Raw genomic sequence first — 24,212 nt, forward strand, 5'->3', positions numbered from 1 at the left:
CTAGCGTGGGTGTCATGCCCGACGCGCGTTTCCTGGTCGTCTTCGACGCCGACTCGACCCTCCTCCGCAACGAGGTGATCGAGCTCATCGCCGACGAGGCCGGCCGCGGCGCCGAGGTGGCGGCGGCGACCGAGGCGGCGATGCGCGGCGAAGTCGACTTCGCGGCGAGTCTGCGATCGCGCGTCGCCGAGCTCTCCGGCGTCGCGCTCGACGCCTTCGCCCGCGTGCGCGCCCGCGTGGAACCGACGCCGGGGGCGCGCGAGCTCATCGCGACGATCCACGAGCGCGGCGGTGTCGCCGCAGTCGTGTCGGGCGGCTTCCACGAGATCCTCGACGAGATCGCGCCGGCGCTCGGCGTCGACGTCTGGCGCGCGAATCGGCTCGGCCATGACGGACGTGTCCTCGACGGCACGGTCGACGGCGACATCGTCGACGCCGAGGCCAAGGCCGCCTCGCTGCGCGGGTGGGCCGCCGAGCGCGGCATCCCGCTCGCGCGGACGATCGCGGTCGGCGACGGTGCGAACGATCTGCGCATGATGGCCGCCGCCGGCCTCGGCGTCGCCTTCAACGCCAAGCCGGCCGTGAGGCGGCAGGCCGACCTCGTCGTCGGGCCGATCGATCTCCGCGAACTCGTCCCCCTCCTGCCCTGACGCCCGCGCGGCGCATCTCGGACGCCCCCTGCCGGGTGTCGGCGACCGGGACTACCGTCGAGCCATGGACGTCATCCTCATCCCGGGCCTCTGGCTCGATGCGTCGTCGTGGGACGACGTGGTCCCCGCTCTGCGCGCGGCCGGTCACCGCCCGCACCCGTTGACCCTGCCCGGCGTCGGCGACCCGCTCAGCGCCCGAGACGTGACTCTTCCGGACTGGGTCGCCGCGGTCGTCGAGGCGGTCGACGCCGCGCCCGGACCGGTGGCGATCGTCGGCCACAGCGGTGGCGGCAACGTCGCGTGGGGCGCCACCGACAGGCGTCCCGACCGCGTCACGCGGGTGGTGTTCGTCGACACCCTCCCCCCGCCGCCCGGAGCCGACATCTCGGAGTTCCCGGTGATCGACGGCCTCGTCCCCTTCCCCGGGTGGGACTTCTTCGACGAGCCGGACGTGGCCGACCTCGTCGACGACGTCCGGTCGCGGTGGGCCGCGCGCACTCATGCCGTCCCGGGCTCCGTGCCGACCGCGGCGATCGAGCTCACCGACGAGCGTCGGTATCGCGTGCCCGTCACCGTGCTGTCCGGCTCGGCCGACGAGGCCGCGCTGCGCGGGATGCTCGCCGACTGGCCGGCGTTCGAGCGCGAATTCGCCTCGCTCGACGACGTGGAGGTCGTCACGCTCGGCAGCGGCCATTGGCCGCAGCTCTCACAACCCGACCGGCTCGCTCGCGAACTCTGCTCGGCGCTGGAACGGTCTGCGCGTCAGTGACCCATGCCGAGGCCGCCGTCGACGGGGATGACGGCGCCGGAGATGTACGCGGCGTCGTCCGAGGCGAGCCACGCGACGGCGCCTGCGACCTCGGCCGACGAACCGTAGCGGCCCGCGGGGATGCTCCGCTTGTACTCCGCCTGGGTGTCCTCCGGCAGCGCTGCGGTCATGTCGGTCTCGATGAAGCCCGGCGCCACGACGTTCGCGGTGATGCCGCGAGCGCCCAGCTCGCGCGTGAGCGAGCGCGCGAAGCCGACGAGGGCGGCCTTCGACGACGAGTAGTTGATCTGACCCGCCGAACCGAAGAGCCCGACGACGCTCGAGATCAGGATGACGCGACCGAATCGGGCGCGCAGCATCCCCTTCGATGCCCGCTTGACGACGCGGAACGCGCCGCCGAGATTCGTCGCCACCACCGAGTCGAAATCGTCCTCGCTCATCCGCAGCAGGAGCGTGTCCTTCGTGATGCCGGCGTTCGCGACGACCACCTCGACCGGGCCGAGCTCGTTCTCGACCTGGCTGAACGCCGCGTCGAGCGAAGCCGCATCGGTCACGTCCGCCCGCACGGTGAGGGCGCCCTCCGGTCCCTCCCCCGAACGCGCCGTCACGGCGACACGGTGGCCGTCGGCGACGAAACGCTCCGCGATGGCGCGGCCGATGCCGCGGTTTCCTCCGGTGACGAGGACGACTCGGGACGTGGACATACGGAACTCCTGTGTCTGCGGCGGGAACCCCGCAAGCCTAGCGTCAGCGTCCGCCGCGCCGACGACCGATAAGCTGGCGGCCCGACGTCGACGAGGAGCAGATGTGAGCGACCAGCCCCAGCCGCAGCAGCCGTACCCCGCACCCGCGCAGCCGGGTGCAGGCGCCCCGGTCCCCCCGCCGGCGCCGCCCTACGCGACACCGCCGCAGCAGGGCTACCAGCCCGCCGCTTACCCCCCGCCCGCCTACGGATACGGCGGCGGGTTCCCGCAGCAGAAGACCAACACCCTGTCGATCGTCTCGATGATCGCCTCGATCGTGGGCTTCATCTGGATTCTCCCCGTCATCGGCTCGATCGCCGGTGTCGTGATGGGGCACATCTCGCTGTCGCAGATCAAGCGCACGGGCGAGAAGGGTCGGGGCATGGCGCTGGCGGGCCTCATCGTCGGCTATGCCGGCCTGGCGCTCGCGATCATCGGCATCATCGCCTTCGCCTCTTTCGTCGGCTGGGCGATCGAGCAGGAGAGCTACAACAGCTACTCGTCGTCGTTCTGATCCCGGCCATGCCGCATCCGGCGGGCGTATCCTGTATGCACCGTGAAGCACCACTCCGCCACCCCGTCGGCGACCTCGCTCCCGCGAGCCCCGCGCGACGACTCGACCCGCCGCATGACGAAGTACTTCATCATGATGGCGGTGCGTGTGCTGTGCTTCGTGCTCATGGCAGTCATCACGCCCTATGGTTGGCACACCGCGCTGTTCGCGGTCGGTGCGGTGGTGCTGCCGTACATCGCCGTCGTGATCGCGAACGTGGGCGACGACGTGCGGGAACCCGCGGCGGTCTCGCCGCTCGCCGCCCTCCCCGAGAAGCCGGACATGCCGGCACGTCCGGCCGAGGCGCCGGCGCAGCCGACCGTCATCGAGATCCGAGAATCCCGTCCCGAGTGAACGACACCGAGTGCTCCCGCGCCGGGTGTCGCGCGTCGGCACGCTGGCGGGTGGTCTGGCGCAATCCGCGGATCCACACCGCCGATCGCCGCAAGGTCTGGCTGGCGTGCGACGATCACGTCGCGTACCTGCGCGAGTTTGTGGCCACGCGCGACTTCCCCGTGACCGTCGAGCCCTTCGTCGCCGCGACGAGCGGAGCCGGTGAGTCATGAGAGGCAGAACCGCCCTCCGCTGGTCGGGTTACGTCGCCGTCGCGATCGCTTTCGCGATCGCGTGCGCCTACCTCTCGAACTGGCAGTTCACCCGCAATGAGGAGCGCAGCTCGCAGCTCGCGCTCGTCGAGCGCAACTATGACGCCGCACCGGTCCCCCTCGATCAGCTCGTGCCGACCGGATCCGACCTCGATCCGTCGGACGAGTGGCATCCGGTGACGCTGACCGGCGAGTACCTCGCCGACGATCAGGTGCTCGTCCGCAATCGCCCGCACGGCGGCACCTCGGCCTTCGAGGTCCTCGTTCCGTTCCGCACGGACGACGGGCGCATCTTCGTGGTCGACCGCGGGTGGGTCCCGCCCGCGGCGGATGGACCGGAGCCGGAGTCCATCGCCGAACCGCCCGCCGGAGAGGTGAGCGTCGTCGCGCGTCTGAAGCCCGGCGAGGCGGCGCCGACGTCGGGCAGGTCAGCCCCCGAGGGCCAGGTCCCGACTATCAACCTCGATCTCGTCGCGGCCGAGGCCGGCCTCACCGGCGACGTCGTGACGTCGGCCTACGGGCTCCTCGTGTCGGAGGACCCGTCTCCCCGTGCGACCTTGGGGACGATGCCGACTCCCTCGGAGGACCCGGGGCCGCATCTGTCCTACGCGATCCAGTGGATCCTCTTCGCCATCATGGGATTCATCTTCATCTGGTACATGATCCGCACCGAGCGCCGTCATCGCCGCGAAGACGAGGAGGACGCGCGCGCAGAGGCAGCGGGTGCAGCCGGATCCGCCGGTGTCCCGACAGCGACGGCATCGGCGCCCGAGTCGGCCCTCGCACCGCTCCCGCCGACGAGGACCACGACTCCGGTGTCGGTCGTGCCGGCCAGTCTGCGTCGCCGCCGCGACACCAAGCGCGACCGCGACATGCAGGACGAGGACGCCATCCTCGACTCGTCGCGCCCCTGAGCGGACATGGCGCCGGGTCGCGGCGGCGCGGGATCAGGCGAGCGTGATGAGCTCGAGGTAGTCCCGACCCCAGATGTCCTCGACGCCGTCGGGGAGGATCAGCACCCGCTCCGGGTTGAGCGCCTCGACGGCCCCTTCGTCGTGGGACACGAGCACGACAGCGCCCTCGTAGTGCGCGAGCGCGCCGAGGATCTCGTCGCGCGACGCCGGGTCGAGGTTGTTCGTCGGCTCGTCGAGGAGGAGCATGTTGGCCGATGACACGACGAGCGTCGCGAGCGAGAGACGGGTCTTCTCGCCGCCCGACAGCACGCCGGCGGGCTTGAGCACGTCGTCGCCGGTGAACAGGAATGAGCCGAGCACCTTCCGCGCCTCGGTCTCGGTGATGTCGGGCGCGGCCGACATCATGTTCTGCAGCACCGAACGCGAGACGTCGAGGTTCTCGTGCTCCTGCGCGTAGTAGCCGATGCGCAGCCCGTGCCCGGGCTCGAGCATTCCGGTATCGGGTCGATCGACACCCGCGAGAATGCGCAGCAGCGTCGTCTTTCCCGCGCCGTTCAGGCCGAGCACGACGACCTTCGACCCGCGATCGATCGCCAGGTCGACATCGGTGAAGATCTCGAGCGAACCGTAGGACTTCGACAGCCCCGACGCCATGAGGGGGGTTTTTCCGCAGGGGGCGGGCTTCGGGAACCGGAGCTTGGCCACGCGGTCCTCCTGGCGCACCTCGTCGAGGCCCGACAGCAGCTTCTCGGCGCGCGCGACCATCTGGTGCGCCGCGGCGGCCTTGCTCGCCTTCGCGCCGAAGCGCGCGGCCTGCTGCTGCAGGGCCGTGGCCTTCTTCTCGGCGTTCGCGCGCTCCTTCTTGCGGCGCTCCTCGTCTGCTACCCGCTGACGCAGGTAGTTCTTCCAGTTCATGTTGTAGATATCGATGACCTGGCGCATCGCGTCGAGGTAGAAGACCCGGTTGACGGTCTCCCCGACGAGCTCGACATCGTGGCTGATGACGATGAGCCCGCCTTTGTAGCCCTTCAGGAACTCACGCAGCCAGACGACGCTGTCCGCGTCGAGGTGGTTGGTGGGCTCGTCGAGGATCATCGTCTGCGCGTCCGAGAACAGGATGCGGGCGAGCTCGATGCGTCGACGCTGCCCGCCTGAGAGGGTCTTCAGCGGCTGGTCGAGGATCCGGTCGGGCAGAGACAGGTTGTGGGCGATGGATGCCGCCTCGGCCTCAGCCGCGTAGCCGCCGAGCGCCTCGAAGCGCTCCATGAGGTTGCCGTAGCGGCGCATCGCCTTCGCAGCCGCGGCCTCGTCGTCGGATCCCATCTCGAGCGAGGCCGTCTGCATGTCGACCGCGATCGTGCCGAGCCCGCGGGCGTCGAGGATGCGCGTCCGCGCCAGCATCTCGGGATCGCCCGACCGCGGATCCTGCGGCAGGTAGCCCAGTTCACCCGATCGCTCGACCTTGCCGTCGCTCGGCAGAAGGTCGCCGGCGAGCACCTTCGTGAGAGTCGTCTTGCCCGCGCCGTTGCGACCCACGAGGCCGATCTTGTCGCCGCCCGAGACGCGGAACGACACGTCCGACATCAGCGTGCGCGCACCCACGCGGATTTCGAGGTCGTGCACGGCGAGCACAGCGGTCGTCCAATCGTCGGGAACAGGAGGGGGGCGGCCGAACGGCCAGCCTCTCATCCTACGCGCTTCCCGAGGCGACGCCTCGCGCCCGCCGGCCCGCCGCCTCGAGGCCCGTCGTCGGCCGTCACCTTCAGCGCGCCTGCAGCGGATTAGCGGGAACCTCGTCCACGACGTAAAGTAAGCCTGCCCTTACTCGCATCTCCTCTGGAGGACCCGGTGCCCCGCATCCGCACAGCCGCCGTAGCCGTCATCGCAGCAACGCTGCTCCTCGCCGGCTGCGGCTCGACCGCCGCTCCCGACTCCGCGCCGGCGGCATCCGGCGGCGCGTCGTCCGACGCCTTCCCCGTCACCATCGACCACGCCTTCGGCGAGACGGTCATCGAGAGCAAGCCCGAGCGTGTCGCCACGGTCTCGTGGGGCAATCAGGAAGCGGCGCTCGCGCTGGGCGTCGTGCCCGTCGGCATGCCCGCGGTGACGTGGGGCGACGACGACGGCAACGGCATACTCCCGTGGGTCGAGGACAAGCTCGCTGAGCTCGGGGGCGAGACGCCGGTGCTGTTCGACGAGGCCGAGGGCATCGACTTCGAGGCCGTCGCCGACACCCGGCCCGACGTCATCCTCGCCGCCTACTCCGGCATGACGCAGGAAGACTACGACACCCTGTCGAAGATCGCGCCCGTCGTCGCCTACCCCGACATCGCGTGGGGCACGAGCTGGCAGGACCTCACCATCATCAACGGCACGGCGCTGGGGCTGAAGGACGAGGCGGAGGCGCTCGTCGGCGACCTCACCGACCACCTCGACGAGCTCACGGCGGCCTACCCCGACATCGCAGGCAAGACCACGCTCTTCAGCTCGTTCGACGCCACCGACCTGAGCCAGATCGGCTTCTACTCGACGGCCGACCCGCGTCCGCTCTTCCTCGAGGACCTCGGGCTCTCCCCGGCAGCGACCGTGGCCGAGCAGTCGCAGGGCACCGACCAGTTCTGGATCGTCAACAGCACCGAGGAGATCGAGCGCTTCTCCGACCTCCAGGTGCTCGTGACCTACGGCGACGACACAACGCTCGCCGCCATGCAGGCCGATCCGCTGCTGTCGCGCATCCCCGCCGTCGCATCGGGCTCGGTCGTCGTGCTGCCCTCGTCGAACGCGCCCCTCGCGGCCGCCGCGAACCCCAGCCCGCTCTCGATCGCCGATCCCCTGACGTCGGAGTACGTCGATCTGATCGGCGCGGCCGCGGCCACCGCCACCCCGTGATGCACGGTCTCCCCCGTCGGATGTCGTGAGCGTTCCCACCACCACGACGGCCCCCGCCGCCGAGAGCGCGCCCGTGCGGCGCAGCTCCCGGCGGCGGCGGATCGTCTGGATCTTCGTCCTCGCCGCACTCGTCCTGGTGGCGAGCGCGGTCTCGGTCACGTTCGGGACGCGGACGGTGTCCTTCGACGACATCGTGGCCGGGCTCAGCGGCAGTATCGAGACGACCTCGGCCGCCGCCGTCTCGAAGCGCGTCCCGCGCACCCTGCTCGCGCTGATCGTGGGCGCGGCCCTCGCCATCTCCGGCGCTGTCATGCAGGGCGTCACCCGAAACCCGCTCGCGGATCCGCAGATCCTGGGCATCAACGGCGGGGCGTCCCTCGCGGTGGTGATCGGCCTCGCTTTCTTCGGAGTCACGAGCGCCTTCGGCTACATCTGGCTCGCCATGTCGGGCGCCGCCGTCGCTGCGGTGTTCGTCTACACGATCGGCTCGCTCGGACGGGGCGGCGCGAGCCCGCTCAAACTCGCTCTCGCGGGCGCGGCCACGGCGGTGGCTTTCAGCTCACTGATCAGCGCGATCCTCCTCCCCCGCATCGACGTCATGAGCGTGTTCCGGTTCTGGCAGATCGGCGGGGTCGGCGGCGCGACGCCCGACAAGATCCTGCTCGTCCTGCCCTTCCTGGGCATCGGAGCCCTCATCTGCTTCGCCGCGGCCGACGCGCTGAACTCCCTCGCGCTCGGCGACGAGCTCGCGGCGGGCCTCGGCGAGCGCGTCCGCACCGCTCGTCTGTTCGCCGCCGTCGGCGCCGTCATCCTCTGCGGCGCCGCGACCGCCGTCGCCGGCCCCATCGGCTTCGTCGGCCTCATCGTGCCGCACATCTGCCGTCTGCTCGTCGGCCCCGACCACCGCTGGCTCCTCCCGGTCTCCGCGCTCGTGGGAGGCGGCTTGCTCGTGATCGCCGACGTCGTCGGCCGCGTGATCGCCCGCCCGCAAGAGGTCGAGGTCGGCATCGTGACCGCGCTGATCGGCGCTCCCTTCTTCATCGCCATCGTCCGCCGCCAGAAGATGCGCGCCCTATGATCGCGACAGCCGCTCCCGTGTCCACCGTCGACCTCGTCGCCGCCGGCAGACGACGCCGCGCGTGGCGGCGCCGAATCGTGACCGGCGGCCTGCTGACGGCGGTCGCCCTCATGTACGCCGTCTCGCTGATGGTCGGGCAGACCTTCTACAGCCCCGCCGAGGTGTGGGGCGTCATCACCGGGCAGATCGTGCCCGGTGCCTCGTTCACCGTGGGAGAGCTGCGTCTCCCCCGAGCCACGGTCGCCCTGCTCACCGGGCTCTGCTTCGGGATGGGCGGCGCCGTGTTCCAGACCATGCTGCGCAACCCGCTCGCCAGTCCCGACATCATCGGCGTCAACGCCGGAGCGAGCGCGGCCGCGGTCGTCGGAATCGTCTTCCTCTCGCTCAGCGAGGCCGGCGTCTCCCTCCTCGCGACCGTCGCCGCGCTCGCGACCGCCCTGATGATCTATCTACTGGCGTACAAGGACGGCGGGGCGGGCGCGCGATTCATCCTCATCGGCATCGGAGTCGCGGCGATCTTCAACAGCGTCGTGTCGTACGTCCTCTCACGTGCGGCCGAATGGGACCTGCAGGCCGCGATGCGATGGATCACCGGCAACCTCAACGGGGCCTCCTGGGATCAGGCAGCACCCCTCGCCCTCGCGATGGTCGTCGTCGTCCCCGTGCTGCTCTGGCTCACCCGCGATCTCGAGCTCATGCGGCTCGGCGACGAGGCGGCGTCGGCACTGGGCGTGCCGGTCGAGCGCCGACGCATCCTGCTGATCGTGGCCGCCGTGGCGCTGCTCGCCTTCGCGACCGCGGCGGCGGGCCCCATCTCGTTCGTCGCGTTCCTCTCGGGACCGATCGCCGCGCGACTGCTCGGCCCGGTCGGGTCCCCCGTGCTGGCGGCCGGTCTCTTCGGTTCGCTGCTGGTGCTCGTCGCGGATCTGACCGCGCAGTACCTGCTCGGCCTGCGGCTGCCCGTCGGCGTCGTGACCGGCGTCCTCGGCGCGCCCTACCTCATCTTCCTGCTCATCCGCAGCAGCCGCTCAGGAGGCTCCCTATGACCGCGGACCGAACACTCCACGCCAGCGGCGTCCGGCTCGGCTACGGCGATCGGACGATCGTCGAGGAGCTCGACCTCACCGTTCCCGGGGGCCGCATCACGACGATCGTGGGCGCGAACGCCTGCGGCAAGTCGACCCTCCTGAAGGCGATGGCCCGCCTGCTCGCACCCCGCGCCGGGCAGGTCCTGCTCGACGGCAAGGACATCCACCGGCTCCCCACTCGGCAGGTGGCGCGCGACCTGGGACTGTTGCCCCAGTCGCCCATCGCGCCGGAGGGCATCGCGGTGTCGGATCTGGTCAGCCGTGGCCGGACACCGCACCACGGACCCCTCGCTCGCTGGACCCGCGCCGACGACGAGGCCGTCGCACAGGCCCTCGAAGCCACGGACACGGCCGCGATCGCCGACCGCTCCGTCGACGAGCTGTCGGGCGGGCAACGTCAGCGCGTGTGGATCGCGATGGCATTGGCTCAGCAGACCGACGTGCTGCTGCTCGATGAGCCGACGACGTTCCTCGACGTCAGCCACCAGATCGACGTGCTCGACCTGCTGACCGACCTGAACCGCACACGTGGCACCACGATCGTCATGGTCCTCCACGACCTCAACCTCGCCGCGCGGTACGCCGATCACCTCGTCGCCATGGCGGGCGGTCGTCTCTACGGCGCCGGCGACCCGAACGACGTGCTCACGGCCGAGACGGTGCGCGCGGTCTTCGGACTCGAGAGCCACGTCATCCCCGACCCGCTCACAGGACGCCCGCTCGTGCTCCCGATCGGGCGCCACCACGTCCCGCAGGCGACGACACCGACCGACCTCGACGGCTCCCTCGCCGGCTGATTGGAACACCATGCCCCGCCCCGATCTCGACTTCTTCCGCGTCTCCGTCGCGGCCGTGAGCGACCTCACCCCGAGCTTCCGTCGCTTCACCTTCCGGGGTGACGACCTGGGCGATTACGGCGACCCCGGATTCGATCAGCGTGTGAAGATCCTCTTCCCCACGGCCACCGCCGCGGTCGACGCGATGCCGACCGGCCCGGACTGGTACGACCGATGGCGCGAGCTCCCGGCGGATGCCCGCCCCGTCATGCGCACCTACACGACCCGTGCCGTGCGCCCGCACGCGCGCGAGGTCGACATCGACATGGTGGCGCACGATGTCCTCGGACCTGCTTCGGCGTGGATCGCGAACGCGCGCGTCGGCGACGAGGTGCTCATCCTCGGCCCCACCACCTCGCACACGGGCGTCAGCTACGGCATCGATTTCGTCCCCCCCGCCGACACCGACGCCATTCTGCTCGCCGGCGACGAGACCGCGGCCCCGGCCATTGCGGTGATCCTCGAACAGCTGCCGCCGGAGGCCCGCGGCACGATCGTGCTCGAACTGCCGACCGCCGCCGACCTGGACTACATCCCCCACCACCCGGGATTCGAGCGCCGCATCGCCGCCCGCGAGAACGAAGCCGACCGCCATCGCCACCTGGTCGCCGCCGTCGAGGAGACCGCGTCGCGCCTCGCGCCGGCGGGCATCGGAGCAGAAGTGGAGGAGATCGACGTCGACGCCGACATCCTCTGGGAAGTGCCGCGGACCGCCAAGGGCGGCGCCGCGCTGAAGCGCGCACCGCTGTACGCGTGGCTCGCCGGCGAGGCGTCGGCGATCAAGACGCTCCGTCGTCACCTGGTGGGCACCGTGGGTGTCGACCGTCGCGCCGTGGCCTTCATGGGTTACTGGCGGCTCGGCCGGTCCGAGAACTGACCGAGGGGCGTCATCCCCGGCTGAGCGCCGCCGTCCGCGCGAACTGCCCGACGCGGGCCACGGCTTCGCGCAGGACGTCCGGACCGCAGCCGAAGTTCAACCGCACGTGGCCGTTTCCCTCAGTGCCGAAGAACGGTCCGTGGTGCAGGGCGACGCGTGAGCCCTCGCGAATCGGATCCGCCGGATCGTCGCCCCAGCCATACGCGGAGACGTCGATCCAGGCGAGGAACCCGGCCTGCGGCAGCCGATAGCGCGCCAGCGGCAGGTGCTCGGCGAGCAGGTCGGCGAGGAGTCGGCGGTTCAGGTCCAAGCGCACGAGCAGGGCGTCGAGCCATGCGTCCGATTCCGCGGAGAAGGCGGCGATGGTGGTGATGGCGCCGAACAGCCCGGTGCGCCACTCGACCTCCCACGGCAGAGACCGCACGACCTCCGCGTTGGCCTCGACGGCCGTCACGATCACCGCGCACTTGAGGCCCGCGAGGTTGTAGGCCTTCGACGCGCTCGTCACCGTATAGCCGACGGCGGCGGCCTCGGGAGAGACCGTCAGGAACGGCGAGAAGGCGACGTCGTCGCTCGCGAGGGGGCCGTGGATCTCATCGCTGATGACGACGGCGCCGTATCGGTGAGCGAGGGCGGCGAGGGCACGGAGCGAGTCCGCGGTGTGGACGGTGCCCGTGGGGTTGTGCGGATTGCACAGCAGGACGGCCCGCGCGCCGCCGACCAGGGCGCGTTCGATGCCTGCCAGATCGAGCTCCCAGCCCGAGCCGGTGTCATGCAGCGGCACTTCCTCGACGATCGCGCCGGCCTCGCCCACCGTGTCGAAGAAGGGCGGGTACACCGGCGGGTTCACCACCACGCGGTCGCCGGGCTGCACGGTCGCACGCAAGAGCTCCACGACGCCCATCATCACGTCGCCGGTCCACCGGATGCCTGCCGGGTCGACGTCCCATCCCCACCGTCGTCGTGCGAATCCGACGAACGCGTCGTCGATGCCGGGCTGCGGCGGGGTATAGCCGGTGTCGCCGATCTCGACCGCCTCGCGCAGCGACCTCGAGATGGGCTCGGCGAGGGCGAAGTCGGTCTCCGCCACGAACATCGGGATGACGTCGTGCGGGAACGATCGCCATTTCGTGCTGGATCGTCGCCGCAGCGTCTCGAGCGGTAGGGCTTCGAGGGGCTGGATACTCACCCGGCGAGCCTAATCGCGGGTGCACGGCGGGCGCCCGAAGGTGTCGTCACATGACGATGCCCGGGCCCGCGAGGGCCCGGGCATCACCGGTCGTGGTCAGATCGCGAAGCCGAGGGCGCGCATCATGTCGCGACCGTCATCGGTGATCCGCTCGGGACCCCACGGCGGCATCCACACCCAGTTGATGCGGAAGCGGTCGACGACGGCGTCCAGAGCTTGCGCGGTCTGCTCCTCGAGCACATCGGTCAACGGGCACCCCGCCGACGTCAGAGTCATGTGGATGATGAGGGCGTCGTTCTCGTCATCCCACGCGAGGTCGTAGATAAGACCCAGGTCGACGACGTTGATCCCCAGTTCGGGGTCCATGACGTCTTTGAGAGCTTCGGTGACCTCGTCGTACTTCTCGGGCGCGAGTGTTGCGGTCATGTAACGATCCTACGCGTCGACGGGGCTGTCGGCGTCGAGGAAGCGGTCGTAGCCCTCTTCCTCGAGACGGTCGGCGAGCTCCGGGCCGCCCTCTTCGACGATGCGGCCCTTGACCATCACGTGCACGAACTGCGGCTGGATGTAGCGGAGGATGCGCGTGTAGTGGGTGATGAGCAGCACGCCGAGGTCGGTGCCGGACTTCGCGCGGTTCACGCCCTCCGAGACGATCTTGAGCGCGTCGACGTCGAGGCCGGAGTCGGTTTCGTCGAGGACGGCGATCTTCGGCTGGAGCAACTCGAGCTGGAGGATCTCGTGGCGCTTCTTCTCGCCACCCGAGAAGCCCTCGTTGACGTTGCGCTGCGCGAACTTCGGATCCATCCGCAGGTTCGACATCGCCTGCTTGACGTCCTTCGTCCACGACCGGATCACCGGGGCCTCGCCCGCGACGGCGGTCTTCGCGGTGCGGAGGAAGTTCGTCACCGTGATTCCCGGCACCTCGACGGGGTACTGCATCGCCAGGAAGAGACCCGCGCGGGCCCGCTCGTCGACGGACATCTCCAGGACGTCGTCGCCGTCGAGCGTGATGGAGCCGCCCGTGACGGTGTACTTGGGGTGGCCGGCGATCGCGTAGGCGAGCGTGGATTTTCCGGAGCCGTTGGGGCCCATGATCGCGTGGGTCTCACCGGTGCTCACCGTGAGGGTGACGCCGTTGAGGATCGGGGTGGGCCCCGCCTCGGTCTCGACCGTCACGTGCAGGTCGCGGATCTCGAGAACAGACATGTCGGGTTCCTTACTTCACTTCACATCGCGGGTCACGGCGGGATCGATGAGGATGTCGTCCCCGTCGATGGTGACCTCGTAGACAGGGACCGGCTCGTAGGCCGGCAGGTTGAGGGGCTGCCCGGTGCGCAGCGAGAAGGCGGAGCCGTGGGCCCAGCACTCGAGCGTGTCGCCCTCGACGAACCCCTCGGCGAGCGAGATGTCGCCGTGCGTGCACGTGTCGCCGATCGCGTGCACCTCGCCGTCGGCGTCGAGCACGACGGCCATGGGGACCTTGTCGATCACGACGCGAACAGCGGCGTCCTGCTCCAGCTCGCTGAGCTTCAGGACCTTCTGCGCGGTCACGCCTCTGCTCCCGCGGCGAGCTCGGCCTCGATGGCCGCCAGCAGCTCGTCGGCGAGCTCGTCGACGGCCATCTTCTGGACGATCTCGGAGAGGAAGCCCAGGACGACGAGGCGACGGGCCTCGGCCTCGGGGATGCCGCGCGCCTGCAGGTAGAAGAGCTGCTGGTCGTCGAAACGACCGGTCGCGCTGGCGTGTCCGGCGCCCTGGATGTCGCCGGTCTCGATCTCGAGGTTCGGGATGGAGTCGGCACGGGCGCCGTCCGTGAGCACGAGATTGCGGTTCGCCTCGTACGAGTCGGTGCCGACGGCGTCGGGCCCGATGAGCACGTCGCCGATCCAGACGCTGTGAGCGCTCTCGCCCTGGAGCGCGCCCTTGTAGAGGACGTCGCCGACCGTGTGGGGACCCTTGTGGTGCAGGTACACCTGACTCTCGAGGTGCTGCCCGGAATCGGCGAACGACAGACCGTACATACGGCCCTGCGCGCCGGACCCCGCGAGCTCGAGCGACGGGTTGACGCGCACGACCGCGCCTCCCAGGCTCACGACGACGTGCGTGAGCGACGCGTCGCGGTCGACGCGCGCCTGATGCGCCGCCGCGTGCACGGCGTCGTCGTCCCAGCGCTGCAGCGAGACGACGGTGAGCGCCGAGCCGTCGCGAGCGATGATCTCGACGTTCTGCGCGTGGGCCGCCGTGCCCTCGTGGCGCAGGATGACGGTGCCCCGCGCGTTGGGCATGGCCTCGATGACGACGTGGGCGTGGGCCACTCCGCCGTTTCCGCGCAGGCGCACGACGACAGGCTCCTCGAGCTCGACTCCGGCGGGGATGCGGAGCAGAGGGGCCTCGGCCTCCTGCGACCAGGCCACGGCGCTCGGCAGGTCCTCGGGACGGAACACCTCGCCGCGCGGCGCATCGCCGACACGGAGCCGCGCCTGCTCGACCTCGGCCGGAGCGCTCACCTCGACCGAGACGACCCCGGACGGGCCGGGCTCGTCGACGAGCAGCGGTCGCAGCCGGTCGAGCGGGGTGTGCTTCCAGTTGACCTCGCGGCCCGTCGGCGTGCCGAAGTCGGCGGGGTCGAAGGACGACGGACGCTCGGAACGCGTCTGGACCGGGACGAACGCGGCCGCAGGGTCGATGTGGCCCTTCGCGTCGGTCGCGGGGGCCTGGGTAACGCTCGTCATCAACCGACGCTGCCTTCCATGCCCATCTCGATGAGCTTGTTGAGTTCGAGGGCGTACTCCATCGGCAGCTCGCGGGCGATCGGCTCGATGAAGCCGCGCACGATCATCGCCATCGCCTCGTCCTCGGGCATGCCCCGGCTCATGAGGTAGAACAGCTGCTCCTCCGAGACCTTCGAGACGGTCGCCTCGTGGCCCAGCTGGACGTCATCGACCCGGATGTCGATCGCCGGGTACGTGTCGGAGCGCGAGATCGTGTCGACCAGGAGCGCGTCGCAGCGGACGGTGTTGGCCGAGTGGTGGGCGTTGGCGTCGACGCGGACCTCGCCGCGGTACCCGGCGCGACCGCCGCCGCGGGCGATCGACTTCGAGACGATCGACGACTGCGTGTAGGGCGCCATGTGGATCATCTTCGCGCCGGCGTCCTGGTGCTGTCCGGGACCGGCGAAGGCGACCGAGAGGGTCTCGCCCTTGGCGTGCTCGCCCATCAGGTAGATCGACGGGTACTTCATCGTCACCTTGGAGCCGATGTTGCCGTCGACCCACTCCATCGTGGCACCCTCGTGCGCGACCGCACGCTTGGTGACGAGGTTGTAGACGTTGTTCGACCAGTTCTGGATCGTCGTGTAGCGGACGCGCGCGTTCTTCTTCACGATGATCTCGACGACGGCCGAGTGCAGCGAGTCGCTCTTGTAGATCGGGGCGGTGCAGCCCTCGATGTAGTGGACGTAGCTGTCCTCGTCGGCGATGATGAGCGTCCGCTCGAACTGCCCCATGTTCTCGGTGTTGATGCGGAAGTACGCCTGCAGGGGGATCTCGACGTGCACGCCCTTCGGGACGTAGACGAACGAGCCGCCCGACCAGACCGCGGTGTTCAGCGCGGCGAACTTGTTGTCCCCCGCCGGGATGACGGTGCCGAAGTACTCTTCGAAGAACTCAGGGTGCTCACGGAGGGCCGTGTCGGTGTCCATGAAGATGACACCCTGCTGCTCGAGGTCCTCGCGGATCTGGTGGTAGACGACCTCGGACTCGTACTGCGCGGCCACGCCGGCGACGAGCCGCTGACGCTCGGCCTCGGGGATGCCGAGCTTCTCGTACGTCTCCCGGATCTCCGCGGGGAGGTCCTCCCACGACTGCGCCTGCTTCTCGGTCGAGCGCACGAAGTACTTGATGTTGTCGAAGTCGATGTCGCTGAGGTCTGCGCCCCACGTCGGCATCGGTTTGCGGCCGAACAGCTGATAGCCCTTCAATCGGGTCTTCAGCATCCACTCCGGCTCGCTCTTGAGAGCCGAGATCCCGCGGACGACGTCCTCGTTGATGCCGCGCTGCGCGACAGCGCCTGCGGCATCCGTGTCGTGCCAGCCGAACTCGTACACCCCCAGGCCTTCGAGTTCCGGTCGGTCGATCAGCACATCCGACATGACTTCCTCCTCTTCGCACCGCAACGGTGTCATCCGTCCCGGCATTCCCGACTCCGAGGGGAGTCACGTGGACGGGAGCGCCGATTCGCGGGCCTGATGGACGCGGGTGCCGCGCCTAGACTGTGAGGGACAACGTGCACACGCGCCGTCATCCCGAACACACCCGATTCTACAGGCAACGCCCCCATCCGCGGGCCTGCCCGGAACGTACGAGGCGCACACCGCGCGCCGCCGGAGGAGTCCGATGTCCCAGGTCCGCACCCGTCCCGGACTCGTCGCGACGATCATGCCGTCGGTCATCACGCGGTGGACCCGCGTCGTGGGCTGGCTGCTGGTCATCACGAACATCGGGATCGTCGGGACGGGCGGGCTCGTCCGACTCACCGGCTCGGGCATGGGCTGCGAGACCTGGCCGTACTGCACCGCCGGCTCGCTGACGCCGACGCCCGAGATGGGTGTCCACGGCCTGATCGAGTTCGGCAACCGCACCCTCACCGGCGTGCTCGTGATCGTCGCGCTCCTGGCCTTCCTCTCCGTCATCCGGCTGCGCGCCACCCGTCGCGAGCTGCCCGTGCTCAGCTTCCTCGTCGGTCTCGGCATCATCGTGCAGGCGGTCGTCGGTGGGGTGACCGTGTGGCTGCACCTGCACCCGAGCATCGTCGGTCTGCACTACCTGATCTCTGCTGCCCTCGTCGCCATCGCGACGGTGTTCCTCGTGCGCGTCTACGCGACGCCGGGTCCGCGCGTGCGCGCGGTGCCGCGCTCGTACGCGATCCTCACCCACCTGACCTCCGCCGCCGTGACGCTCACCGTCGTGGTCGGCATCCTCCTCACGGGCGCCGGCCCGCACGCCGGCGACGAGGCCGCAGCACGGAATGGGCTCGACCCGGTGTTCTGGCAGCACGTCCACAGCTGGCCCGCCTACGTCACCCTCGTCCTGACACTCGTGCTCGTCTCCGGAGCCGTCCGCCTGCCGCGCGAGACCGCCCTGCGGCGATGGACCGGCCTGCTTCTCGGTGTCGAGCTCGTCCAGATCACCGTTGGCCTCTGGCAGGCTCGGACCGGTCTGCCGATCGTCCTGGTCAACATCCACATGGTGCTCGCCGTCGCCCTCGTGGCCGCGATGGTGGCAGTCGTGATGGCGTTGAAGACGCCGCTGGCGAGCGTCGCCCCCGCCGCGGACCGCGAACCGGCTCGCACAGAAGCCTCATAGGCTCCGCATCGGGCTCGCCGAGGTCGGCCCCGCAGAGTGTTCGAGGCCGCCGACGGTGGCCGCGAAACGAAGGAGCACCATGACCGTTCACCCCCGCCTCGTCCGCAGCGTACCGTTCTGGATCCTCGTCATCGGATCGGTCGCCGCGATCGGCGGTGGCGCGTACATCCTGATCGAGAAGCTCGGCCACATGGAGACGACGATCCTCGACAACACCGCCACCGGTGTCGACGTCTACGTCGGCCAGATCTGGGCCGTCTTCGGTGGGATCCTCGTCGGGGCCGGCGTCGTGGGTCTCGCGCTCGCCCTGGCCGTTGGCGCGCTGCGTTCGCTCGTGCCGGCCGCGCGCGTCGCCGAGACGACCACGTTGGACGAGCTCGACACCCCGGAGGCCGCTGCCGGTCCCGCTGTGTCGCACGAGAGCCCCGCGCTCGACACCGAAGCGGTCGACACGAACGCCACCCCGACCCGGTCGACGCCGTCAACCCGGGACTCGCCGGCGGCCGAGACGACGGCTGACGTCCCGCAGCGCTGACAGCGCCGCGCCCGCGACGGCCGTCCGCAGCATCCCGCCACGGGATGCAGCGGGCGGCCGTTCTGCTGCGCCGCTGGGCGACGAAGCCACCGACGGGTGGAGAGGCCCCGCCCTTCCGGGACGTCGGGGTCAGAAGGGCAGCAGCGGGTCGACCGCGATGGCGACGAAGACGAGCGTCAGGTATGTGATCGAGGCGTGGAAGACCCGCATGGGACGGGCCTGCTCACCGCGCACTGCTCGGTTGTAGAGCCGGTGCGATTCGTACAGGAACCATCCGCCGAACACGATCGACGAGACGCTGTAGACGAGGCCCATGGGTGCGACGGGGATCAACAGCAGCGAGCAGACGACCGTCGCCCAGGCATAGAGGATCACCTGCAGGCCGACCTGCGACCCGTCGCGGGTCGCACCGAGCATGGGCACGTCGACCTCGTCGTAGTCGTTCTTGTACTTCATCGACAGCGGCCAGTAGTGCGGCGGCGTCCAGAGGAAGACGAGGACGAAGAGGATGAGAGCCGCCCACGAGAGCGAGCCGGTCACGGCGGACCAGCCGATCACGACGGGGAAGCATCCCGCGATGCCGCCCCAGACGATGTTCTGCTCGGTCCGGCGCTTGAGGAGCATCGTGTAGATCACGACGTAGAAGAAGATCGCGAAGACGCTGAGGGATGCGGCGACCCAGTTGGTCGTCGCCGCGAGCCAGACGGTGGATGCCACCGCGAGGGCCCAGGCGAACACGAGCGCGCCGCGCGGCGAGACCTCGCCCGTGACGATCGGCCGGTTCTCGGTGCGCTTCATGTGCGCGTCGATGTCGCGGTCGAGGTACATGTTGAAGGCAGCGGCCGAGCCTGCGCTCATCGCACCGCCGACCACCGTTGCGAGGACGAGCCACAGGTTCGGGAGGCCGCCGGCCGCGAGGATCATCACCGGGACGGTCGTGACCAGCAGCAGCTCGAGCACGCGGGGCTTCGTGAGGGCGACATACGCGCGCACCGTGGCGCCGAACGACGTGCCGCGAGAGGTGTCGACGGAGGCCGAACCCGCAGTCGTCGTGATGTCCATCGCTCCCCGCATCTCACCGCTGTGAACCTGTCCAGTCTAGGGCATCCGCCGAGCGCGGCTTCCGTCGCGCAGGCTCTCTACCACGACCGTCACACGGTGACGCGTGCGGCCCCGGCCGCGAGGCGTCCTCGCTATGCTGAGGTCATAAGCGCGCCAGCGCCGACAACCCTCCCTTCCTATCTGCGGAGCGGCATGCGCAGGCGCTGCCTCTCGAGAAAGGCGACCGAGTGTCGGAACTTCGTTGGGACGAGATCGATCGGCGCGCGGTGGACACCGCCCGCGTCCTGGCCGCGGATGCGGTGGAGAAGGTGGGCAACGGCCACCCGGGAACGGCGATGAGCCTCGCCCCCGCCGCGTACCTGCTCTATCAGCGGGTGCTGCGCCACGATCCGACGGACACCGACTGGCTCGGACGCGACCGCTTCATCCTCTCGGCGGGCCACTCCTCGCTGACGCAGTACGTGCAGCTCTACCTCGGCGGCTTCGGTCTCGAGCTCGATGACCTCAAAGCGCTGCGCACGTGGGGGTCGCTGACCCCCGGCCACCCTGAGTACGGCCACACGAAGGGCGTCGAGATCACCACGGGCCCGCTGGGCCAGGGTCTCGCGACCTCGGTCGGCTTCGCCTACGCGGCGCGGTACGAGCGCGGTCTCTTCGACCCCGAGGCGCCGGCCGGCACCTCCCCGTTCGACCACTTCGTCTACGTCATCGCGAGCGACGGCGACATCCAGGAGGGCATCACGGCCGAGGCCGGCTCGCTCGCCGGTCACCAGCAGCTCGGCAACCTCATCGCCATCTACGACGCGAACCAGATCTCGATCGAGGACGACACGAACGTCGCCTTCACCGAAGACGTCGCGGCGCGCTACGAGGCGTACGGATGGCACGTGCAGACCGTCGACTGGAAGAGCACGGGCGAGTACGTCGAGGACGTCGCCGCACTCCACACGGCGATCGAGGCGGCGAAGGGCGAGACCGGCAAGCCCTCGCTGATCGTGCTCAAGACGATCATCGGGTGGCCCGCCCCGGGCAAGCAGAACACCGGAAAGATCCACGGCTCCGCGCTCGGCGCCGACGAGCTCGCCGCCACCAAGGAGGTGCTCGGCTTCGACCCCGAGAAGACCTTCGAGGTCGCCGACGAGGTCATCGAGCACACCCGCGCCCTCGCGGACCGCGCCGCGGCCGATCGCGCCGAGTGGCAGAAGGCGTTCGACGCGTGGGCCGAGGCCAACCCCGAGCGCAAGGCGCTGCTCGATCGTCTCGAGTCCGGCGAGCTGCCGGCCGACGTGTCGGTCCCGTCGTTCGAGGCAGGCAAGGCCGTCTCGACCCGTGCCGCGAGCGGCCAGGTCATCAACGCCCTCGCCGATCAGCTCCCCGAGCTGTGGGGCGGATCGGCCGACCTCGCGGAATCGAACCTGACCACGATCAAGTCCGGCACGAGCTTCATCCCCACCGAGTGGTCCACGCACGAGTGGTCGGGCGACCCCTACGGGCGCGTCCTCCACTTCGGCATCCGCGAGCACGCCATGGGTGCGATCATCAACGGCATCGTCCTGCACGGGAAAACCCGCGCCTTCGGCGGCACCTTCCTGATCTTCAGCGACTACATGCGCCCCGCGGTGCGTCTGGCCGCCCTCATGAACATCCCGTCGATCTACGTGTGGACGCACGACTCCATCGCGCTCGGCGAGGACGGACCGACGCACCAGCCGATCGAGCAGATCTCGTCGCTGCGCCTCATCCCGAACTTCACGGTCGTCCGGCCGGCCGATGCGAACGAGACCGCCGCCGCGTGGCACGAGCTGCTCCGCCGCCAGGCCGGTCCTGCCGGCATCGCGCTCACCCGCCAGAACATCCCGGTGTTCCCTCGCGGGGAGGACGGGTACGCGACGACCGACGGTGTTGCGAAGGGCGCCTACGTCCTCATCGACGCCGAGGGTGGACAGCCCGACGTCATCATCGTCGCCACCGGATCCGAGGTGCAGCTCGCCGTCGAGGCGCGTGAGGCGCTCGCCGCCGACGGCATCCGGGCCCGCGTCGTCTCGGCGCCCGCCCTCGAGTGGTTCGCCGAGCAGGACGACGCCTACCGCGAGTCGGTGCTCCCGGGTTCCGTCCGCGCCCGCGTCTCGGTCGAGGCCGGCGCAACCCCGCTGTGGCGCTCGATCGTCGGCGACCTCGGTCGCTCGGTCGGTATCGACCACTTCGGCGCGTCGGCCGACTACCAGACCCTGTTCGAGAAGTTCGGCATCACCACCGAGGCGGTCGTCGAGGCCGCCCGCGCCACCGTCGCCGACGCGGAAGCGTCTGCCAGCACCGCCAAGGAGAACAACGCATGAGCACCCCCACCCAGGACCTCTCCGACGCCGGCGTCAGCATCTGGCTCGACGATCTGTCACGCCAGCGCATCACGACCGGCAACCTGCAGGAGCTGATCGACACCCGCAACGTCGTCGGCGTCACGACGAATCCCTCGATCTTCCAGGCCGCCATCAGCGCGGGCGTCGGATACGAGGAGGCCATCGAGGCGCAGGCGAAGGCCGGCGCGTCGACCGATGACACGATCTTCGAGCTCACGACGACAGACGTGCGTGACGCGTCCGACATCTTCCGCCCGATCTTCGACCAGACCGGCGGGGTCGACGGACGCGTGTCGATCGAGGTCTCCCCCGACCTCGCCCACGACACCGACGCGACCATCGCCGAGGCGAAGAAGCTCGCCGCGGCGGTCGATCGTCCGAACGTCCTCATCAAGATCCCTGCGACGAAGGCCGGCCTCCCGGCCATCACCGAGGTCATCGCGGCCGGCATCAGCGTCAACGTCACGCTGATCTTCTCGCTCGAGCGATACAGCGAGGTCATCGACGCCTACCTCGCCGGTCTCGAGCGGGCCCGCGACGCCGACATCGACCTCGGCGGCATCCACTCGGTCGCGTCGTTCTTCGTCTCCCGTGTCGACACCGAGGTCGACAAGCGTCTCTCGGCCATCGGGTCCGACGCCGCGAACGATCTGAAGTCGCTCGCGGGCGTGGCGAATGCGCGACTCGCCTATGAGCTGTTCGAGAAGAAGTTCGCCGAGCAGCGCGCTCAGGACCTCGTCGCCGCGGGTGCGAACCTGCAGCGTCCGCTCTGGGCATCGACCGGCGTCAAGGACCCCGCTCTTCCCGACACCCTGTACGTGACCGACCTGGTCGCACCCGGCACCGTCAACACGATGCCCGAGAAGACCCTCGAGGCGACCTTCGACCACGGCGTCGTCGCGGGAGACACCGTCACCGGCGCCTACGCGGCAGCCCACAAGGTCTTCGACGACCTGGCTGCGATCGGCGTGGATCTCGACGACGTCACCCAGCTGCTCGAAGACGAGGGTGTCGACAAGTTCATCGCGTCGTGGCACGACCTCCAGGGAACGGTGACGGCGGCGCTGGAGAGCGCCCGTTGAGCTTCGAGATCCACGTATCGGGGCACGTCGGCGACGTCGTCGAGCGGACCGTGCCGCAGCTCGTGGCCGATCTGGTCGCGAGCGGGATCACCGCGGGTGATGCCGACCTCTGGGGACCCGACGCCGCGCCCGAGGCCGCTCGGCGCCTCGGGTGGGTGCAGGCCGTCACGATCTCACGTCCGCTCGTGGCCCAGATCGAGGCGCTGCGCGCCGAGCTCACTGCTCGCGGCATCACCCGGGTGGTCCTCGCCGGCATGGGCGGCTCGTCGCTCGCGCCCGAGGTCATCGCCCGCACGCACGGCGTGCCTCTGACGATCCTCGACTCGACGGCGCCGAGCCAGGTGCTGGCCGCGATCGACGGCGACTCCGAGTCGGGCGGTCTCGCGGAGACCGTGCTCGTGGTGTCGTCGAAGTCGGGTTCCACCGTCGAGACCGATGCCGCGAGACGCGCGTTCGCGGCCGCCTGGGGCGACCTCGGCATCGACCCGGCCGACCGCATCGTCGTCGTCACCGACCCGGGCTCGCCGCTCGAGTCGGAGGCCCATGAAGCGGGCCACCGCGTCTTCACCGCCGACCCGAACGTCGGGGGCCGCTACTCGGCGCTCACCGCGTTCGGCCTGGTTCCTGCCGGCCTGGCGGGCGCGGACATCGGCCAGCTGCTCGACGAGGCCGATGCGACCCTGCTCGAGGTCGCCGTCGACGATCCGCGCAACCCGGCGCTCGTGCTGGCCGCCGCGATCGCGGGCGACCCGCGACGCGACAAGCTCGCGCTCGTGAGCGACGGCACGCACATCGTGGGACTGCCCGATTGGATCGAGCAGCTCATCGCGGAGTCGACCGGCAAGGCGGGCACCGGGATCCTCCCCGTCGTCGCGACGCCGCTCTCACCCGAGCTCGACCTCGCCCCCGTCGATCTGCAGGTCGTGCGGCTCGTGGGCGACGCCGTGCACTTCCAGATCCTGGAACAGCATCCCGGCGAGGTCCTCGTCAGCGGTTCGCTGGGTGCGCAGTTCCTCGTGTGGGAATACGCGACCGCCATTGCGGGACGCCTGCTCGGCATCGATCCGTTCGACCAGCCGGACGTCGAGGCGGCCAAGGCCGCCGCGCGGGGACTGCTCGATGCGCAGCCTGCGTCCACCGCTCCGGCGTTCGTCGAGAACGGTGTCGAGGTGCGGGTCTCGAGCCCCGAGCTCGCGGCCGATGGAACGCTCGCGGGCGTCCTCACCCACCTGTGGCAGACGGTATCCGACGACGGCTACATCGCCGTCCAGGCCTATGTCGACCGTACGGCCGTACCCCAGCTCGCGGGCGTGCGCGAGCTGATCGCCGCGGATTCCGGCCGCCCCACCACCTTCGGCTGGGGGCCGCGGTTCCTGCACTCCACGGGCCAGTACCACAAGGGAGGCCCCGCGAACGGGGTGTTCCTCCAGATCACCGAGCGCACCGACGTCGATCTCGAGATCCCGGGTCGCCCCTTCACGTTCGGCCGTCTCATCGAGGCTCAGGCCTCCGGCGACGCGGCGGTGCTCGCCGAGCGCGGTCGCCCGGTCGTGACGCTCACCCTGACGGACCCCGCCACCGAGGTCCTCACCCTCTTCGAAGCAGCCCAGTAGGAAGCCGTC

The 24,212-nt window shown here is 70.0% G+C and carries 25 protein-coding genes; 16 read left to right on the plus strand and 9 right to left on the minus strand.

What is annotated here, in order from left to right; translation table 11 throughout:
• The first annotated feature begins 14 nt into the window (after positions 1-14).
• Entirely contained in the window at positions 15-650 is a 636-nt protein-coding gene (serB, locus tag BLT21_RS03525) for a phosphoserine phosphatase SerB (protein ID WP_091499348.1), read from the plus strand.
• Between the two features lie 64 nt (positions 651-714).
• Entirely contained in the window at positions 715-1,419 is a 705-nt protein-coding gene (locus BLT21_RS03530; protein WP_091499353.1) for an alpha/beta fold hydrolase, read from the plus strand.
• Here BLT21_RS03530 and BLT21_RS03535 read toward each other — a convergent pair.
• A complete protein-coding gene (locus BLT21_RS03535; RefSeq protein WP_091499357.1) occupies positions 1,413-2,123 on the minus strand; it encodes a beta-ketoacyl-ACP reductase in 711 nt (236 codons plus the stop codon). The genes BLT21_RS03530 and BLT21_RS03535 overlap by 7 nt on opposite strands.
• Before the next feature lie 103 nt (positions 2,124-2,226).
• On the opposite strand from BLT21_RS03535, the gene BLT21_RS03540 reads away from it, so the two are divergent.
• The 4 genes from BLT21_RS03540 to BLT21_RS03555 are packed head-to-tail and all read left to right on the plus strand — an operon-like array spanning position 2,227 to position 4,234.
• Positions 2,227-2,676 carry a DUF4190 domain-containing protein gene (locus BLT21_RS03540; protein ID WP_256335897.1) on the plus strand — a complete coding sequence of 150 codons (450 nt, stop codon included), beginning with the start codon at positions 2,227-2,229 and terminating at the stop codon, positions 2,674-2,676.
• Between the two features lie 42 nt (positions 2,677-2,718).
• Positions 2,719-3,069, plus strand: coding sequence for a DUF3099 domain-containing protein (locus BLT21_RS03545; RefSeq protein ID WP_256335898.1), 351 nt, complete (start codon positions 2,719-2,721; stop codon positions 3,067-3,069).
• The gene (locus tag BLT21_RS03550; RefSeq protein WP_091499365.1) at positions 3,066-3,281 is read left to right on the plus strand and encodes a hypothetical protein; all 216 of its coding nucleotides are present in this window, start codon (positions 3,066-3,068) and stop codon (positions 3,279-3,281) included. The genes BLT21_RS03545 and BLT21_RS03550 overlap by 4 nt, the downstream gene beginning before the upstream one ends.
• On the plus strand, positions 3,278-4,234 hold the full coding sequence (locus tag BLT21_RS03555) for an SURF1 family cytochrome oxidase biogenesis protein (RefSeq protein WP_091499368.1): 957 nt from the start codon (positions 3,278-3,280) through the stop codon (positions 4,232-4,234). Before BLT21_RS03550 ends, BLT21_RS03555 begins: the two co-directional genes overlap by 4 nt.
• Positions 4,235-4,267: 33 nt before the next feature.
• Here the strand turns inward: BLT21_RS03555 and BLT21_RS03560 are convergent, their stop codons facing one another.
• The gene (locus tag BLT21_RS03560; RefSeq protein WP_091499372.1) at positions 4,268-5,866 is read right to left on the minus strand and encodes an ABC-F family ATP-binding cassette domain-containing protein; all 1,599 of its coding nucleotides are present in this window, start codon (positions 5,864-5,866) and stop codon (positions 4,268-4,270) included.
• Positions 5,867-6,082: 216 nt separating this feature from the next.
• Here BLT21_RS03560 and BLT21_RS03565 point away from each other — a divergent pair, with 216 nt between their 5' ends.
• From BLT21_RS03565 to BLT21_RS03585, 5 genes are read left to right on the plus strand one after another with little or no spacing between them, the layout of a single operon-like run.
• On the plus strand, positions 6,083-7,123 hold the full coding sequence (locus BLT21_RS03565) for an iron-siderophore ABC transporter substrate-binding protein (protein ID WP_091499376.1): 1,041 nt from the start codon (positions 6,083-6,085) through the stop codon (positions 7,121-7,123).
• A 25-nt stretch (positions 7,124-7,148) separates the two neighbouring features.
• Positions 7,149-8,201, plus strand: a complete 1,053-nt coding sequence (locus BLT21_RS03570) for a FecCD family ABC transporter permease (RefSeq protein ID WP_091499380.1) — start codon at positions 7,149-7,151, stop codon at positions 8,199-8,201.
• Positions 8,198-9,247: a FecCD family ABC transporter permease gene (locus BLT21_RS03575; RefSeq protein WP_091499383.1), complete on the plus strand. Its 1,050-nt coding sequence runs from the start codon at positions 8,198-8,200 to the stop codon at positions 9,245-9,247. Before BLT21_RS03570 ends, BLT21_RS03575 begins: the two co-directional genes overlap by 4 nt.
• On the plus strand, positions 9,244-10,086 hold the full coding sequence (locus tag BLT21_RS03580) for an ABC transporter ATP-binding protein (RefSeq protein ID WP_091499387.1): 843 nt from the start codon (positions 9,244-9,246) through the stop codon (positions 10,084-10,086). The genes BLT21_RS03575 and BLT21_RS03580 overlap by 4 nt, the downstream gene beginning before the upstream one ends.
• A 10-nt stretch (positions 10,087-10,096) precedes the next feature.
• On the plus strand, positions 10,097-11,002 hold the full coding sequence (locus tag BLT21_RS03585) for a siderophore-interacting protein (protein WP_091499391.1): 906 nt from the start codon (positions 10,097-10,099) through the stop codon (positions 11,000-11,002).
• A gap of 10 nt (positions 11,003-11,012) precedes the next feature.
• Here BLT21_RS03585 and BLT21_RS03590 read toward each other — a convergent pair whose 3' ends face one another.
• The 6 genes from BLT21_RS03590 to sufB form a co-directional block, all read right to left on the minus strand.
• The gene (locus tag BLT21_RS03590) at positions 11,013-12,191 is read right to left on the minus strand and encodes a MalY/PatB family protein (protein WP_091499396.1); all 1,179 of its coding nucleotides are present in this window, start codon (positions 12,189-12,191) and stop codon (positions 11,013-11,015) included.
• Positions 12,192-12,287: 96 nt separating this feature from the next.
• Positions 12,288-12,617, minus strand: a complete 330-nt coding sequence (locus BLT21_RS03595) for a metal-sulfur cluster assembly factor (protein WP_091499400.1) — start codon at positions 12,615-12,617, stop codon at positions 12,288-12,290.
• A gap of 9 nt (positions 12,618-12,626) precedes the next feature.
• The gene (gene sufC, locus BLT21_RS03600; RefSeq protein ID WP_091499404.1) at positions 12,627-13,397 is read right to left on the minus strand and encodes a Fe-S cluster assembly ATPase SufC; all 771 of its coding nucleotides are present in this window, start codon (positions 13,395-13,397) and stop codon (positions 12,627-12,629) included.
• Between the two features lie 15 nt (positions 13,398-13,412).
• A complete protein-coding gene (locus BLT21_RS03605) occupies positions 13,413-13,742 on the minus strand; it encodes a non-heme iron oxygenase ferredoxin subunit (RefSeq protein WP_091499407.1) in 330 nt (109 codons plus the stop codon).
• Positions 13,739-14,923: a Fe-S cluster assembly protein SufD gene (sufD, locus tag BLT21_RS03610; RefSeq protein ID WP_091499411.1), complete on the minus strand. Its 1,185-nt coding sequence runs from the start codon at positions 14,921-14,923 to the stop codon at positions 13,739-13,741. Before sufD ends, BLT21_RS03605 begins: the two co-directional genes overlap by 4 nt.
• On the minus strand, positions 14,923-16,341 hold the full coding sequence (sufB, locus tag BLT21_RS03615; RefSeq protein ID WP_091499415.1) for a Fe-S cluster assembly protein SufB: 1,419 nt from the start codon (positions 16,339-16,341) through the stop codon (positions 14,923-14,925). The genes sufD and sufB overlap by 1 nt, the downstream gene beginning before the upstream one ends.
• A 244-nt stretch (positions 16,342-16,585) precedes the next feature.
• Between sufB and BLT21_RS03620 the strand changes: the two genes are divergently transcribed.
• Both BLT21_RS03620 and BLT21_RS03625 read left to right on the plus strand, forming a co-directional pair.
• Positions 16,586-17,554, plus strand: coding sequence for a COX15/CtaA family protein (locus BLT21_RS03620; protein WP_091499418.1), 969 nt, complete (start codon positions 16,586-16,588; stop codon positions 17,552-17,554).
• Between the two features lie 79 nt (positions 17,555-17,633).
• The gene (locus tag BLT21_RS03625; protein ID WP_091499421.1) at positions 17,634-18,089 is read left to right on the plus strand and encodes a hypothetical protein; all 456 of its coding nucleotides are present in this window, start codon (positions 17,634-17,636) and stop codon (positions 18,087-18,089) included.
• Between the two features lie 129 nt (positions 18,090-18,218).
• Here BLT21_RS03625 and BLT21_RS03630 read toward each other — a convergent pair whose 3' ends face one another.
• A complete protein-coding gene (locus tag BLT21_RS03630; protein ID WP_091499424.1) occupies positions 18,219-19,151 on the minus strand; it encodes a heme o synthase in 933 nt (310 codons plus the stop codon).
• Between the two features lie 227 nt (positions 19,152-19,378).
• On the opposite strand from BLT21_RS03630, the gene tkt reads away from it, so the two are divergent.
• Genes tkt through BLT21_RS03645 form a run of 3 tightly spaced genes read left to right on the plus strand, consistent with a single transcriptional unit; the run spans position 19,379 to position 24,203 of the window.
• On the plus strand, positions 19,379-21,487 hold the full coding sequence (gene tkt, locus BLT21_RS03635) for a transketolase (RefSeq protein ID WP_091499428.1): 2,109 nt from the start codon (positions 19,379-19,381) through the stop codon (positions 21,485-21,487).
• Positions 21,484-22,590 (plus strand): transaldolase, encoded by a 1,107-nt coding sequence (tal, locus tag BLT21_RS03640; RefSeq protein WP_091499431.1) that lies wholly within the window; start codon positions 21,484-21,486, stop codon positions 22,588-22,590. The genes tkt and tal overlap by 4 nt, the downstream gene beginning before the upstream one ends.
• Positions 22,587-24,203: a glucose-6-phosphate isomerase gene (locus BLT21_RS03645; protein ID WP_091499434.1), complete on the plus strand. Its 1,617-nt coding sequence runs from the start codon at positions 22,587-22,589 to the stop codon at positions 24,201-24,203. Before tal ends, BLT21_RS03645 begins: the two co-directional genes overlap by 4 nt.
• The last annotated feature ends 9 nt before the right edge of the window (positions 24,204-24,212 follow it).

It is taken from the genome of Microbacterium sp. cf332, from assembly GCF_900102175.1.
Taxonomy (GTDB): Bacteria; Actinomycetota; Actinomycetes; order Actinomycetales; family Microbacteriaceae; genus Microbacterium.

Excerpts from the sequence above, each read along its gene's own strand:
- serB (WP_091499348.1), top strand. The coding sequence starts at position 15 with ATGCCCGACGCGCGTTTCCTGGTCGTCTTCGACGCCGACTCGACCCTC.
- BLT21_RS03530 (WP_091499353.1), top strand. The coding sequence starts at position 715 with ATGGACGTCATCCTCATCCCGGGCCTCTGGCTCGATGCGTCGTCGTGG.
- BLT21_RS03535 (WP_091499357.1), bottom strand. The coding sequence starts at position 2,123 with ATGTCCACGTCCCGAGTCGTCCTCGTCACCGGAGGAAACCGCGGCATC.
- BLT21_RS03555 (WP_091499368.1), top strand. The coding sequence starts at position 3,278 with ATGAGAGGCAGAACCGCCCTCCGCTGGTCGGGTTACGTCGCCGTCGCG.
- BLT21_RS03575 (WP_091499383.1), top strand. The coding sequence starts at position 8,198 with ATGATCGCGACAGCCGCTCCCGTGTCCACCGTCGACCTCGTCGCCGCC.
- BLT21_RS03580 (WP_091499387.1), top strand. The coding sequence starts at position 9,244 with ATGACCGCGGACCGAACACTCCACGCCAGCGGCGTCCGGCTCGGCTAC.
- BLT21_RS03585 (WP_091499391.1), top strand. The coding sequence starts at position 10,097 with ATGCCCCGCCCCGATCTCGACTTCTTCCGCGTCTCCGTCGCGGCCGTG.
- BLT21_RS03595 (WP_091499400.1), bottom strand. The coding sequence starts at position 12,617 with ATGACCGCAACACTCGCGCCCGAGAAGTACGACGAGGTCACCGAAGCT.
- sufC (WP_091499404.1), bottom strand. The coding sequence starts at position 13,397 with ATGTCTGTTCTCGAGATCCGCGACCTGCACGTGACGGTCGAGACCGAG.
- sufD (WP_091499411.1), bottom strand. The coding sequence starts at position 14,923 with ATGACGAGCGTTACCCAGGCCCCCGCGACCGACGCGAAGGGCCACATC.
- sufB (WP_091499415.1), bottom strand. The coding sequence starts at position 16,341 with ATGTCGGATGTGCTGATCGACCGACCGGAACTCGAAGGCCTGGGGGTG.
- BLT21_RS03620 (WP_091499418.1), top strand. The coding sequence starts at position 16,586 with ATGTCCCAGGTCCGCACCCGTCCCGGACTCGTCGCGACGATCATGCCG.
- BLT21_RS03625 (WP_091499421.1), top strand. The coding sequence starts at position 17,634 with ATGACCGTTCACCCCCGCCTCGTCCGCAGCGTACCGTTCTGGATCCTC.
- BLT21_RS03630 (WP_091499424.1), bottom strand. The coding sequence starts at position 19,151 with ATGGACATCACGACGACTGCGGGTTCGGCCTCCGTCGACACCTCTCGC.
- tal (WP_091499431.1), top strand. The coding sequence starts at position 21,484 with ATGAGCACCCCCACCCAGGACCTCTCCGACGCCGGCGTCAGCATCTGG.